This is a genomic window from Cellulophaga sp. L1A9 (assembly GCF_009797025.1).
GTDB lineage: Bacteria > Bacteroidota > Bacteroidia > Flavobacteriales > Flavobacteriaceae > Cellulophaga.
This window is the reverse complement of sequence record NZ_CP047027.1, coordinates 3068308-3082759: the sequence shown is the minus strand read 5'-3', so window position 1 is coordinate 3082759 and position 14452 is coordinate 3068308. Positions and strand designations below refer to the sequence as shown.

General features: G+C 33.6%; 14 protein-coding genes, 1 other RNA gene and 1 pseudogene. 8 read left to right on the top strand and 8 right to left on the bottom strand.

What is annotated here, in order from left to right; genetic code table 11:
• Positions 1-43 precede the first annotated feature (43 nt).
• The 5 genes from GQR94_RS13460 to GQR94_RS13440 form a co-directional block, all read right to left on the bottom strand.
• Positions 44-2914: a pitrilysin family protein gene (locus GQR94_RS13460; protein ID WP_199271484.1), complete on the bottom strand. Its 2871-nt coding sequence runs from the start codon at positions 2912-2914 to the stop codon at positions 44-46.
• A gap of 161 nt (positions 2915-3075) precedes the next feature.
• A complete protein-coding gene (gene rny, locus GQR94_RS13455; protein ID WP_158975979.1) occupies positions 3076-4647 on the bottom strand; it encodes a ribonuclease Y in 1572 nt (523 codons plus the stop codon).
• A gap of 50 nt (positions 4648-4697) precedes the next feature.
• Positions 4698-4806, bottom strand: a non-coding RNA gene (ssrS, locus tag GQR94_RS13450) — 6S RNA.
• A 61-nt stretch (positions 4807-4867) separates the two neighbouring features.
• Positions 4868-5164 (bottom strand): cell division protein ZapA, encoded by a 297-nt coding sequence (locus tag GQR94_RS13445; RefSeq protein ID WP_158975978.1) that lies wholly within the window; start codon positions 5162-5164, stop codon positions 4868-4870.
• A gap of 14 nt (positions 5165-5178) precedes the next feature.
• On the bottom strand, positions 5179-5469 hold the full coding sequence (locus GQR94_RS13440; protein ID WP_199271483.1) for a hypothetical protein: 291 nt from the start codon (positions 5467-5469) through the stop codon (positions 5179-5181).
• Positions 5470-5652: 183 nt separating this feature from the next.
• On the opposite strand from GQR94_RS13440, the gene GQR94_RS13435 reads away from it, so the two are divergent.
• From GQR94_RS13435 to GQR94_RS13425, 3 genes are read left to right on the top strand one after another with little or no spacing between them, the layout of a single operon-like run.
• Entirely contained in the window at positions 5653-7344 is a 1692-nt protein-coding gene (locus GQR94_RS13435) for a M23 family metallopeptidase (RefSeq protein ID WP_158975976.1), read from the top strand.
• A gap of 3 nt (positions 7345-7347) precedes the next feature.
• Positions 7348-9792: a TonB-dependent receptor plug domain-containing protein gene (locus GQR94_RS13430; protein ID WP_158975975.1), complete on the top strand. Its 2445-nt coding sequence runs from the start codon at positions 7348-7350 to the stop codon at positions 9790-9792.
• Positions 9793-9803: 11 nt separating this feature from the next.
• Positions 9804-10457 carry a hypothetical protein gene (locus GQR94_RS13425; protein WP_158975974.1) on the top strand — a complete coding sequence of 218 codons (654 nt, stop codon included), beginning with the start codon at positions 9804-9806 and terminating at the stop codon, positions 10455-10457.
• Here GQR94_RS13425 and GQR94_RS13420 read toward each other — a convergent pair.
• Positions 10454-11602 (bottom strand): cysteine desulfurase family protein, encoded by a 1149-nt coding sequence (locus GQR94_RS13420; protein WP_158975973.1) that lies wholly within the window; start codon positions 11600-11602, stop codon positions 10454-10456. The genes GQR94_RS13425 and GQR94_RS13420 overlap by 4 nt on opposite strands.
• 217 nt (positions 11603-11819) lie before the next feature.
• Between GQR94_RS13420 and GQR94_RS13415 the strand changes: the two genes are divergently transcribed.
• Complete coding sequence (locus GQR94_RS13415; RefSeq protein ID WP_158975972.1) at positions 11820-12326, top strand: hypothetical protein; 507 nt, start codon at positions 11820-11822, stop codon at positions 12324-12326.
• On the opposite strand, the gene GQR94_RS13410 is transcribed toward GQR94_RS13415, so the two are convergent.
• Together GQR94_RS13410 and GQR94_RS13405 are read right to left on the bottom strand one after the other, a co-directional pair.
• Positions 12323-12868 carry a Smr/MutS family protein gene (locus GQR94_RS13410; protein ID WP_158975971.1) on the bottom strand — a complete coding sequence of 182 codons (546 nt, stop codon included), beginning with the start codon at positions 12866-12868 and terminating at the stop codon, positions 12323-12325. The two genes, GQR94_RS13415 and GQR94_RS13410, sit on opposite strands and share 4 nt — an antisense overlap.
• Position 12869: 1 nt before the next feature.
• The gene (locus GQR94_RS13405; protein WP_158975970.1) at positions 12870-13052 is read right to left on the bottom strand and encodes a hypothetical protein; all 183 of its coding nucleotides are present in this window, start codon (positions 13050-13052) and stop codon (positions 12870-12872) included.
• 51 nt (positions 13053-13103) lie between these two features.
• On the opposite strand from GQR94_RS13405, the gene GQR94_RS13400 reads away from it, so the two are divergent.
• From GQR94_RS13400 to GQR94_RS22830, 4 genes and pseudogenes are all read left to right on the top strand, one after another.
• A complete protein-coding gene (locus GQR94_RS13400) occupies positions 13104-13403 on the top strand; it encodes a DUF2752 domain-containing protein (protein ID WP_158975969.1) in 300 nt (99 codons plus the stop codon).
• A 15-nt stretch (positions 13404-13418) separates the two neighbouring features.
• Positions 13419-13754, top strand: a complete 336-nt coding sequence (locus tag GQR94_RS13395) for a CCC motif membrane protein (RefSeq protein WP_158975968.1) — start codon at positions 13419-13421, stop codon at positions 13752-13754.
• Between the two features lie 38 nt (positions 13755-13792).
• Positions 13793-14119: a CCC motif membrane protein gene (locus GQR94_RS13390; RefSeq protein WP_158975967.1), complete on the top strand. Its 327-nt coding sequence runs from the start codon at positions 13793-13795 to the stop codon at positions 14117-14119.
• 46 nt (positions 14120-14165) lie between these two features.
• Positions 14166-14432: pseudogene (locus GQR94_RS22830) on the top strand (CCC motif membrane protein); the annotation flags it as partial.
• Between the last annotated feature and the right edge of the window lie 20 nt (positions 14433-14452).

Below are 14452 nucleotides of genomic sequence, written 5' to 3'. Positions count from 1 at the left end.
CGTTGCAATGCAACGCTCTTTTCTTTTCTAAGCTAAATTTATTTTAATATCTAGCGGTATCTAAATTAGATTCCTCACCATCTTTAGTGATTAGTTTTACCTCATCAAAGCCCATCAATTTAAATTGTTCAAATTGTGTTGCAGCATCACCCACGACGATATAAGCCATTTTGTCTTGATTGAGTAGTTTATTCGCTAAAGTCTTATGCTCCTCTAAAGTCATATTTCTAATAACATCTTCTTCCTTTTCTATATAGTTTGATGCCAACCCATATTCACTCATCTCTTGCAACATCCCTAATAAAGAACCTTGAGTTTCAAAACGACGCGCATTGGATTTAATCAACGCATTTTTAGTAAAGTCTAGATCTTCTTGAGAAATTCCTTCTTTATATTTTGAAATTTCATCTTTAAAAATTTGAACAGACTCTCCTGTAGTATTTGTACGTACACTGGATGAAGCCGTAAATGTTCCCGGAATTTTACTTCCACTAAAACCAGAACGCGCACCATAAGTATACCCCTTCTCTTCTCTAAGAATTAGGTTTACATTTCCAGAGAACGAACCTCCCAATTTATAATTCATTACTTCTGCAGGGAAGAAATCTTTATCGGTTCTTGATAAGCCTATATTACCAATACTAATAACAGATTGTTTTGCATCTGGTATATCCACAAAATATAAAGAAGCCTTATCTCTATTGTTTACGATAGGATATTCTGGGATGGTCACTTCTTTTGTTGCCCAACTATTTTCTAATCCTTTTAAGGTTTCTAAAACAGCAGCCTCATCTATTTTACCTACCACATGCATACTACTAATAGAGGGTGAAAAGTTTTTAGCGTAAAATGCCTTCAAATCTTCTATAGCAATTGCTTCTACAGAAGCGGCAGTACCACTCGTTGGGTAACTAAAAATATGATCTTCTCCATAAAGCAATTTTTTATACACTCTATCTGCAACGGTATTTGGGTCCGCATCTGAACGCTTTATACCATTTATGGTACTCGTCTTAATACGGGCAAACTCCTCTTCATCCCATCTTGGCTCTAGAAGAATCTCCTTTACCAATGCCATTGTTTTATCAAAATTACGAACCAATGTATTTCCTCTTATAATAATAGCTTCATTGGTAGTATACATATTAATACTAGCTCCAAGCATTTCAATCTCTTCTTCTAATTGTTCAGGAGTCTTATTTTTAGTTCCTTCCATTAGAATATCCGTCATTAAATTTGCCACACCATTCTTTTGCATATCATCTAAAAGGTGACCTCCATCAATGCGTAAACTAAAATTAACTGTTGGAATTTCATTCTGTTCAATTCCGTAAACTTTCAATCCATTTCCTAAAGTAGAGGTCCAACTTGCAGGAACATTTAACCCCGGAGATGCTCCTTGCTGTGGTTCTATAGATCGGTCTATTTTAGAAGGTGTTTTTACAATTGCTTCTGTAGCTTCTTCTATTACTTTTGAAACATTCTCTTTAATCTCTTCTTCAACAACTGCTGCTTTAGTAGAATTCTCCGCAATTAATTCCATCTGACCTTTAGGAACAAAACTGGTAATTACAAAAGGTTTATCCTTTATATACGTTTCGTAAACACGCATAACATCTTCCTTTGTAACCTTTTTAATATTTTCAATATCTTTTTCAATAAACCCAGGGTCTCCGGCAAAAGTATTGTACTGTGCTAATTGAAATGATTTTCCTAAAACACTACTGATGCCATTATAGAAATCTGTTTCTAATCCTGCTTTAATACGCTCTACATCACGATCTGTAACGCCTTCTTTTTCAAAAAGCGCAAAGGCTTCAAACATTCCTTTTTCAATATCATTTAAGCTCTTACCGCTGTTTGCCGTCACTGTAACGTGAAATTCTCCGGCTAACACCTGTGATCTATTATAGGCATAATATCTTGAAGAAAGTTCTTTTTCCTTTTCTAAAACCTTAAACATTGGCGCCTTTTTTCCACTAGAAATTAATTCTGATAGAAAATCTAATGCATAGGCATCATCAGTATATTGGTTCGTGGTGGGCCATACCATATTTAATTGTGCTGTATTTGCAAAGTTGTCTTCATGATACAAGCGGACAGTTTCTGCAATAGTTACCGGCTGTGGCTTTAATGGTTCTACTTCTTGTCTTCTCTTGATTTCTCCGAAATATTTCTCTACCAAAGCTTTTGCGTCTTCTTTTTCAAAATCACCTGCTAAAACTAATGTAGCATTATTTGGTCCATAGAACTTATCATAAAACTCTTTTACATCTTCTACTGTCGCACTTTGCAAATCTTCTAATTCTCCAATTACTTGCCAATTATAAGGATGTCCTTCAGGATAAATGTTTTTATCTAAAACCCAACCTTCGTGTCCGTAAGGATTGTTATCCACACGTTGTCTTTTTTCATTCTGCACTACTTCTTGCTGATTACTAAAAGCAGAAGCCGTAATGGTATTTATTAAATACCCCATACGGTCACTCTCCAACCATAACACTGTTTCCATTGCATTCTTAGGCACAACTTCATAATATATGGTACCATCTTTCCAGGTACCTCCATTTAAGGTTCCGCCGGCATCTTGAATTTTCTTAAAAAACTGGTCCTGAGGAACATTTTCAGATTCTTGAAAAAGCATATGCTCAAAAAGGTGAGCAAAACCTGTTCTTCCTGTTTTTTCACGATTAGATCCCACATTGTACTGTATCGCTACAGAAACAATAGGGTCACTTTTATCTTGGTGTAGGATTACATCAAGTCCGTTTTCTAATTCATACTTTTCAAATTCTACAGATAAAGCTGCAGCATCTTCTTCTGGAACCTCCTGTTTTTCTTTACACGAGGTAAATGTTAATGCTGCAGCAAATACTACAAACATGGAATAATTAAAGAGTTTTTTCGTTGTCATTATAATAGTTTTTAGTCTCTCTAAAGATACAATTACAGGTCTTTTAAATTCTAAATATTCTGTTAAAACACATAAGAAACATCTGACTATAGGTAAGTTATGGTCATAAAAAAAGCGAACCCTTTAGAGGTTCGCTTTAAAATTATACTGTAAATTAATTTCTATTTGGCAACGTTCACCGCTCTAGTTTCACGAATAACGGTTACTTTAACTTGACCTGGGTAGGTCATATCTGTTTGTATTTTTTGAGAAATTTCAAAAGACAGCTCTGCAGCTTTATCATCCGTTACTCTTTCTGATTCTACAATAACACGTAGTTCTCTACCTGCTTGTATGGCATATGCTTTTTGCACACCACCAAATCCAAAGGCAATATCTTCCAAATCCTTAAGACGCTGTATGTATGAATCTAAAACTTGTCTTCTAGCTCCTGGTCTTGCTCCACTAATTGCATCACAAACTTGTACGATTGGAGCGATTAAGGTTTTCATTTCTATTTCATCATGGTGAGCTCCAATAGCATTACATACATCTGGTTTTTCGCCAAATTTCTCTGCCCACTGCATTCCTAAGATAGCATGCGGAGTTTCCATCTCTGCTTCTGTATTAGGAACCTTACCAATATCATGTAGCAAACCAGCTCTTTTAGCCATTTTGGTATTTAAACCAAGTTCTGCAGCCATTACGCCACAAAGTTTTGCAACTTCCCTAGAGTGTTGTAGTAAGTTTTGTCCGTAAGAAGAACGGTATTTCATTCTACCAACAGCTTTTATTAATTCAGGATGTAATCCATGAATTCCTAAATCTATAACAGTACGTTTCCCTATCTCAACAATTTCTTGTTCAATTTGTTTCTCTGTCTTTTTAACGATCTCTTCAATTCGCGCTGGGTGAATACGACCATCTGTAACTAATTTATGTAATGATAATCTCGCTACTTCTCTACGAACAGAATCAAAACAAGAAAGGATGATAGCTTCTGGAGTATCATCTACTACGATCTCTACTCCGGTAGCAGCTTCTAAAGCTCTAATATTACGTCCTTCACGACCAATAATTCGACCTTTAACATCGTCTGACTCTAAATTAAATACAGATACACAATTTTCAACCGCTTCTTCTGTACCGATACGTTGAATGGTATTTATTATAATTTTTTTAGCTTCTTGTTGTGCTGTTAATTTCGCCTCTTCCATTGTCGCTTGCATGTACGACATTGCATCTGATTTTGCGATTTCACGAAGTGATTCTAAAAGTTGTCCTTTTGCCTCCTCCGCAGACAAACCTGAAATTACTTCAAGTTGTTGTACTTGATTTTTATGAAGCTTATCTAATTCTGATTGTTTTTTATCAAAGAATTCATTTTTATGAGCAACTTCTTTAATTTGATCTTCTAACTGATCGCTAAGCTTTTTATTTTTAGCAAGCTCACTGCTTACTTGAGATTCTTTATCTCGTGTTCTCTTTTCAGCTTCACCAATTTTTTTATCCTTGCTATTGATTACTTTTTCATGCTCAGCTTTAAGTTCTAAAAATTTTTCTTTTGCTTGAAATATTTTATCTTTTTTAATATTCTCTCCCTCTACATTCGCATCTTTCAGTACGCGTTCAGCCTCTTTCTTAGCACTTTGTATGGTTTTAGAGGCTTTCCCTTTTTCCATAAATTTTGCAACAGCAAAGCCAATTACTAAACCAATTAACACTGCTATTATCCCTATTGTTGTACCATCCATAATTTTAACTATTTATATAAAAAAACCCACATTGGGTCGAAGTTTTGTACAAACTCCAAAATAACAAGTTTAGGGCTAACAAATTGCTCAAGGATCCTGGACTAGCAGGCATGCTTTTACAACTTAAACTCACCCTTTTTAAACAATTTAACGTTGAGTTTGTCAAAAATAATCACCAATGTGGGTAGTAACTTTATTTATTTTAAAGAACGTATTTAATCTATTTTACACTTAGCTTTTCAGAAACCAAATCATCCAGGGCCTTTAATTTAGCCGTGACTTCAGTGGTGTCTTCATTTTGTTCAATACTTCGTTGTTCTATTTTTGAGGCAAACTGCAAGGCACACATTGCCAATACATCTTGTTTATCTCTTACAGCATAATTACTCTCAAAATTTTTCGCAAGCTGCTCTATATTCTTAGCTGCCTTACGCAAACCTTCTTCCTGATTAGGATCTATCGTTAATGGATAGACTCTATCAGCAATAGAAAGTTTTATTTTAAGCTTTTCCGCCATTGTATTTTCACGTATTATTCAGATAATTGTGCGATACAATGATCTAATTCTCTGATTAATGTATTTATTTTAAGCTTAGCTTCAGTTTTATTCGTATTACTACCCAGCATCGAATTTGCTAGTTTAAGAGCGTTATATTTCTCCTCCCAAACTACGAGTGTATCTTTAGCGTTGATTTTTTCATTTTCAACAACGGCAACCTCTTTTTGTAATTTAATGTTCTCTTGCTGCAGAAGTTCTAACTTGTGCAGTAACTTACTGATTTTGTTTTCTAAAGAGTCTACTATATCTACTAATTCACTCATGTGCAAATAGCAATGCATTTTACACAAAGTTAACACACATCTTAGGACTTCCCAATTCTTTTTTTAAATATTATTCTTTTTACTTCTTTTTTCTAAAAAACAGCATTCTCTATTTTTTAACACCACATTGTTTTCCCGTTTTAAAATGTATTAATTACTTTCGTACCACAAGTTATCTTAATTATGAAAGCAACCATATTTGGTTTAGTATTCCTATTGTTTAGTACAGCATTTTCTCAAGAAAATTATCCTAAAGACGCCTTTAGATCTCCTCTTGATATTCCTTTAGTTTTAGCAGGAACTTTTGGCGAGCTTAGAAGCAACCATTTTCACAGCGGTATTGATATAAAAACGCAACAACGTGAAGGCTTAAAAGCTTATGCTGTTGCTGATGGAACAGTGACTAGAATAAAAGTATCTTTATGGGGATATGGTAAGGTAATTTATATTGCTCACCCTAATGGTTATACTTCTGTATACGGGCATTTGCAGAAATTCTCTCCTAAAATAGAAGAATACATTAATACGTTGCAATACAAAAAACAGGCTTTTGAAGTAGAAGTTTTTCCTGATTTCGGAGAATTGAAAGTCGAAAAAGGAGAACTGATAGCTTATACAGGGAATACTGGTGGATCTTCTGGGCCGCACTTACATTTTGAAATTAGAAGTAGTGTTTCCGAGAAACCAACAAATCCTTTATTATACGGTTATGACATAAAAGATAATACCGTACCTGTTTTAGCGGGCTTATATGTATACCCACTTAGCAAGGATAGCCAGGTAAACCAAAGTGCTAATAAATTAGAATTGAAATTTTCAAAACAAAGTGACGGGACTTTTCTTGCCGAAAAAGTATATGCTACAGGAACAATAGGTTTTGGTGTAAATTCTTTTGACAGACAAGACTTAGCCGCAAACCAAAACGGATTGTATCAAGTACAACAGGTAGTCAATGGAAAAACATATACTGATTATGACTTAGAATCTTTCTCCTTTGGTGAAAGCAGATATATTAACACCTTAATAGATTATCAACATTTTGGCCGCCACCGTCAGCGCATTCAAAAATTATTTAAAATGCCTCGTAATAATATGAGTATTTACAATGAGGTATATAATAACGGTGAAATAGATGTTTCTGAAGGTCTTAGTTACAACGTTGAAATTCTAATGAAAGATTTTGAGAATAATACCACCAAAGTAATTATTCCCGTAGAAGGAAAAAAAGAAGCTTTAAAGATTTCAAAAAAAGAAGATAAGACAGAAAACTATTTAGTAGCAAAAAAACCAAATACTTATGACTTAGGGGGTGCTCAAGTCTACTTTCCTGCCAATACATTTTATGAGGATTTTTATATCGATTTAAAAAAGGGAACAGATACCGTTACTATTCACAATAGTACAGTTCCTGCACACCAAAACTTTACGATTACTTTTGATAGCTCAAAATATTCTAAAGAAGATAGAAAGCAACTATTTATTGCACGTCTAGATAGTAAATTACGCCCTAGCCATATGACGACTTATAAAAGAGGGAACACCTTCTCTACTCGTACTAGAAACTTAGGTACGTACACTATTGCTAAAGACAGTGTTGGGCCTAAAGTGCGGGCTACCAATTTTAAAGAGAAACAATGGTTGAGTAATTATAAGTACTTGAGTTTACATATTTCTGATGACTTGAGCGGTATAAACACTTATTCTGCTACTTTAAATGGAAAATGGATTCTAATGGAATACGAACCTAAGAAAAATACGATTACCTATAATTTTGATGCTCAGATCTTAGACCAAAAAGAATGCAACCTAGAAGTTATAGTCACAGATAATGTAGGAAATAGCACTACCTTTAATAGTTCATTCTATAGGAAATAGGTTTTGAAATGTATTAAATTATTTTATTTTCTTTTATTCCCTGTTGTTATACTTGCCCAAAAAGCAAATATAACTGGGGTTATTCTAGACACTAATCATTTACCTATTTCTAATACTACTGTGCACACTTCCTTGCATGGCACAGTTTCCGACAGCAATGGATTTTACTTTTTAGAGATTGATGCAGACCAAGAAATTAACATCACATTTTCACACCTTGGACATAAGGATGTTGTTTTAAATAAATTACTCCTTAGCACAAACGAAACCTTTGAATTTAATCCTGTTTTACGGAGAGATATTATTCAAATAGACGAAGTTACAATTACCGCTTCTGGCGAAAAAACTGTAGCCGCCATTACAACGGTTGCCCCTGAAATAATTAGATTAATCCCCGGTGCAAATGCAGGCGTAGAAAATGTATTGAAGTTGTTACCCGGAGTATCATCAAATAATGAATTAAGTACGCAATACAATGTGCGCGGAGGTAATTACGATGAAAACCTAGTCTATGTGAATGAAATTGAGGTTTACAGACCATTCTTAATACGGTCAGGGCAACAAGAAAGCCTAAGTTTTGTAAACAGTGCAATGATCCAAAATGTAAAATTTTCTTCTGGGGGATTTCAAGCAAAATATGGAGATAAACTTTCATCTGCTTTAGATATCACTTATAAAAACCCTGTCTCATTTGGTTTAGAAATAGATGCTAGTTTATTAGGCGCTAATGTAACTTTAGAAACCAGTAGTAAAAACAAGAAGCTAAGTTCTATTTCTGGGCTTAGATATAGAGACAATAGCTTACTGATAAACTCACAAGAAACAAACACCAATATTACGCCTATTGCATTTGATTTTCAGACGTATGAAAGTTACAGCATATCAAAAAAAATAAATATTGGCTTTTTAGGAACGTTATCTACTAATGAGTATCAAAACAATCCAACATCAAGAACCACAAATTTTGGAACGTTAAACGAGCCAAAGTCTTTAACTATCTATTACGCTGGTCAAGAACACAATAAATACAATGCGGTATCAGGAGCACTAAAGGCAACATTTCAAATTAATGAGAACACTACTCTCAAACTAATTCCGTCCATATACCATACCATAGAAGAAGAAGCATCAGATATTATTGCACAATACCAATTAGGAGATATAAGTTCTGATTTGGGTGATGTTTCCAATAGTAGAAGATTGGGTACACAGTTTAATCGGGCAAGAAATACCTTAGATGCGTTAATTTTAAATATTGAACACAAAGGTATTTACTCAAAAAATGACGGTAAATTGGAATGGGGCATAAAGTATAGTCATGAAGATATTAGAGATCGACTAATGGAGTCCGAATTTCTAGACTCTTTAGGATACTTGGTAAGACCAAGCACTATAGATTTTGCAAACAACCAACCCGCCACTCCTTTTGACGCCCCTATTGTGGCTCTTGAGAGTGCAAATGCCACGAACTATGTACAAACAGATAGAGCATCTGCTTACCTGCAATATAGCAAGCAATTAGGATGGAAATCTAATACCCTTTATTTTAACATAGGAGCTAGAAGTCAGCATTGGTCAGTTTCTGGCAAGAATATTTCAAGCAATTCTCAAACAGTATTTAGTCCCAGAGCGCAAATAGCATTAAAACCCAATTGGGAAAAAGACATGTTTTTCAAAATTGCAGCAGGTGTTTACCATCAACCTCCGTTTTATCGCGAATTTCGTGATGTTAATGGTCTTGTAAATCCGAATGTAAAAGCGCAAAAATCTATTCATACTGTGCTTACAAACGAATATAGCTTTATCCTTTGGGACAGTCCCTTTAAACTCGTCAGTGAGGCTTACTATAAAGACTTAAGTTCTATAAACACCTATACAGTTGAGGATGTTCGCATTCGTTATGCAGCCAACAATAATGCGACCGCATATGCCTATGGTGCCGAGTTTAGATTAAACGGTGCTTTTGTTCCTGGCACAGAATCTTGGGTTAGCCTAGGATATATGAAAACTGAAGAGAATAGTGAGAAACGCGGGTTTATCGCAAGACCTACTGACCAACGTATTAAGGTAGGGGTTCTATTTCAAGACTACATTCCCTCAATACCAGATATTAGAATGTATTTAAATTTGATTTATACTACTGGACTACCAGGCGGTTCCCCTAATTATGCAGATCCTTATTTATTTAATAGTAGATTAAGAGATTATAAACGGGCAGATTTAGGAATTTCCTATACTTTTGTAGATGAAAACAAAAGAGCAGCTAAAAATAGTTGGTTTAGCGGATTTAAAGAATTGTCAGGTGGATTTGAATTGTTCAATTTATTTAACAATCAAAATTCCATAACAAATACTTGGGTTCGTGATATAGATACCAAACAACAATTTGCAGTGCCTAATTATTTAACAAGTCGGATTCTAAATTTAAAAATTCGCATGAGATTTTAGAACATAGTACCATGAAAAAATTAAGCTTCATATTTTTAATATTTATTACGCAATTCTCTTTTTCACAAAAAGACATTTATGAAAGTCCAAAATTTAATGAACTTTCAAAAGATCATAAGGAGTTAGCAATTTTACCTTTTTTTACAAATTTAGATTTAGAAGAAACGCTATCTAAAGAAGAGAAAAAAGCCTTGGAACAAAAAGAAGGTTATGCGGTGCAAGACGCTCTCGAAGTTTATTTTTTGCAACCTAAAAAGAAAAAGAAATTTACTGTAGAATTTCAAAATACAAAAAACACCAATGCCATCCTTGCGCAAAACAATATCAATTATGATAATATTGATATCTATAGCATAAAAGATTTGTGTAAAATTTTAAATGTCGATGGAATTATTAGTGGAAACACCCATCTAAATATTTTGCTATCTGACGGAATCCCTACAGAGTTTAGTTTTATGGATTATATTTTAGGGGAAGCAAATTATGGAAGAATAGGGATAAAAATTAGCGATGGCGAGACAGGAAAATTACTTTGGCGTTACGAAAAGAAAATCAATAAAAAATCTGGTAAAAACACTAGAGATCTCATTGATTTAATGATGAAACAAGCAACAAAGAAATTTCCTTATGATACCGAAAGAGTAAAAAACAAAAAACAGAATTAATTTTCTGAAAAAGTTTTTAATTCTTGAATCACGTAGTCTAGATCTTCTTCCGTTGTAAATGTTGAAAACGAAAACCGAATGGATGGTTTTTTCATTTCTTCTTGGTCTAAAATCTCAGAAAGTACATGTGAACCTAAATCACTCCCTGACTGACAGGCACTACCTTTAGAACAAGCAATACCTTTAATGTCTAATTGAAACAATAGCATTAAAGATTTTTGTGCATCAAAAGGTAATCTAGCATTTACCAAGGTATACGTGCTTTTTTCCAAATCTCCAGAGTGACCATTAAAAATAACTCCTGGTATAGCCTTTTTTAAGTTCTCTATGAAATAGGTTTTTAAGCCTGTAACATAAGCTCTCTCTTTTTCAAGATTATCATACGCACAAACAAAGGCCTCTTCTAATCCTACAATATTATGAAAAGCTTCTGTTCCTGCTCTAAAACCACGTTCTTGTGACCCTCCAAAAATCATAGGTTTAAGTCCTGAATTTCTTCGAACAAAAGCAAAACCAATCCCTTTAGGTCCATGAAATTTATGCGCAGCGGCTGTTAAAAAATCTGCAGAAATCGTTTGAACATCAAAAGGCAAATGCCCTAAAGATTGCACTGTGTCAGAATGAAACAGCGCATTATATTTCTTACATAAGCTTGCAATTTCTGCTATTGGAATAATATTTCCAATTTCATTATTCACATGCATTAAGCTTACTAACTTTTTAGAATCATCAACTTCCAATAAGGATTCTAAATGTGAAAATTTTGGATTCCCAAATTCATCTAAATCTACATAAGCAATAGTAATACCATACTCTTTCTCTAGTTCTTCCACGGTATGAAGTACCGCATGATGTTCAATTTTTGTAGTAATAATTGTAGTTACATTCGCATCGCGAACAGCACAGCGTAAAATCATATTATCCGCTTCTGTACCCCCGGAAGTAAAAATAATTTCAGAAGGATGTGCATTGATATATTTAGCAATTGTTTTTCTAGTTCTTTCTATCGCTGTTTTAGCAGTGCGCCCAAAACTATGTGTAGAGGAAGGGTTTCCATAGCATTCTGCTAAAGCTTCTTGCATTTTTTTAATTACAGATTCTCTAACCTGTGTTGTTGCTGCATTATCTAAATATACTTTTCTCATTCCCTAAAAATCTAATAAGAGCGCTAAATTAAAAGATTTAAAACTTATTACACCCCAATTAGCAAATAATTAGCGTGATAAAGAATTCATTTCTTTTTTTTAAAAATAAACATCACAGAATAATTTTTATGCTTTTCATAAAATGAACATAAACCACTAGGTAATTAGCAATTAAAACTTGTAAATTTGAAACAGAATTATAAATTTAATCTTAGAAATGAAGAAGCTCTATATTGTTTTTATGTTAATATTCATCTCTTCCTGTGATGATGGTGATTTACAAATTGAATCTCTTGATTTTAATGATGTTGATATAGAGACCTGTAGTACTATTGATATTGCTCAAGCGAATACACTTTTCAAAATAAATGATGATGAAGCGCTAATTTTAATTTTAGGGGCAGATGTTCTTCAACAAGAAGAAGGTACGATCACTGTTGAAATGACAAGTTCAACATCCTCAACCATTATTTACAGATTATTCTCTGACACCGTAACGAGCGATTATTTTTGCGATGACATACCTCCTAGCACACCTACAGTACTCGATGAAATTACTGCCACAGAAGCAACTATAACCATTACAACAACGTCTACTGGAACCGTTGATGTTCCTGAATACGAACACTATATAGAACTTACAAGTATTACACTAGAAACCAGTACTGACCAAAGAATTACAGACTTAAGTATTGATGAATATGGGACTATTACGACTAATTAAGCATTCTGAAAAATATAAATTTCAGTGGCTCCTAATCCATATTTTTGATAATCTGCATCATAATATTTCACATTATCATAACGACCAAAAAGGTAGTGTAATTCTTCTTTAAGAACGCCTTGCCCTACCCCATGTATAAAAACTACTTTCTGTATTTTTTTTCGAACAGCAAATTCTAGTTGTCTTTTGGCTGTATCTAATTGTATGTTTAACATGTCATAATTAGACATTCCTCTTTGAGAAGGAACTAAATTATGAATATGTAAATCTACTTCCATTTTAGGGGCTGTACGTTCTTTGGGCCTAACAATTTGTGAATTTCGCCTTTTAGGAATCGCTTTTTCAGATTTAATTTTTGCTACCTCAAAATTGGAAACTGTCAGGTTACGGTCGTTTATAATTTTTATAAGTTCTGACGGATGGTAGATCAATAAAAAACCATCATCACTTAATACGGTAACCTTATCTCCCTTTAATTCTGTAACAATACCTGTAATGGTATCATCCATAGCCTCTACTCGATCATCAACCTTAAAAGTCATACTAAACATCTTTTGATTCTGGCTCAGATTTCTTCCAAGAAGTACTTGCCTTATATACACCTAGCATTAAAAGAATAATACCTCCTGCTAAAGCATATTCCTTAGCTACAAACAAACCGCCGTAACCCATGATAAGAGCTCCAGAAAGAATTAAGATAAAATAAATGATTTGTTTTATTTTCATTGGTTAAAAATAATAGTAATTTTCGGCAAAAGAATTTAATTCACACAAAAAATGCAGCTTGTTATCTTTTTTTTAAAATTAGAAGAGTATATGCTACCTTGTTTTAGCAAAAAAATATTTGGTATGGATTGCCCTGGTTGTGGGATTCAACGTTCTGTATCTTTAATTCTTCATGGAGAATTTGGAGCTGCTTTTAAAATGTATCCAGCAATTTACACCCTACTTTTACTTTTTGGTTTTTTGCTTGTCAATAACTTTTTCACCTTTAAAGCTGCTAATAAAATTATTATTTCCCTTACTAGTATTAGTGTCCTACTAATATTAACCAATTATATTTTAAAATTTTTATAACTAAACTGCATCACTATGGAACAACAAAAATTACCCAATGCAACACTAATAATTGTTTTAGGGATATTAGGATATTTGTGCTGCTGTTTTGCTGCACTAGGAATAATACCTTCTGGAATTGCATTTTTCATGGCGACGAAGTCGCAGAAACTCTATGAAGAAAAACCAGAAGTTTATGATAACTATAATATCATTAAAACAGGTAAAATCGTTGCATTGATTGCATTGATCTTGAATATATTGATGATAATTAACGTTATTTACGTCTTATCTACAGTAGGCTGGGAAGCATGGTCCACGGAATTTTCAAGAAGATGGACTGAAAGTATGGAATCTGGAGGTAATTATTAATACTAATTTATAACTAAACTTTTAAAACAACTAAACAAATGGAACAACAAAAACTACCTAATGCAACAATGATCATCGTTCTTAGTATTTTCGGATACTTATGCTGCTGTTTTGCAGGACTTGGTATAATACCATCAGGAATTGCATTTTTCATGGCAACTAAAGCTGAAAAACTAAATAATGAAAATCCCGAAATTTATGATAATTATAGCACCATTAAAACGGGTAAAATTGTTGCAATGATCGCTGTTATATTAAACATTTTAATGGTTATACGTTATATCTACCTTTTCGCAACTGGTGGTTTTAGCGAAATGCAGGTGCAATGGGATGAAATGATGAGACAAATAGAAGAAGCTCAATAATATGCATCAACAATCTTTACCAGGGTAAAGTGAAGCGCTAACTTATGGGATTTTATCTATTGTTTTAACTTTATTTTGTTGCGGACCTTTTGGCGCTATCTTTAGCTTCTTAGGTATTTCTAATGCAAATAAAGCACATAAGCTTTACATACAAAGCACTGGAGAATATACAGGGTATGAAAATTCTAAAACAGGTAAGATATTATCTTATGTAGGTTTAGCTATAGCAGCCATCTATTTATTATTTTTTCTTTTATACTTTAGCGTCATTATCGCGTTTTTCGTTGCTGCAGCAGCAGACGGAAATTTTTAAAAAAAGAAAACACTTTAAAT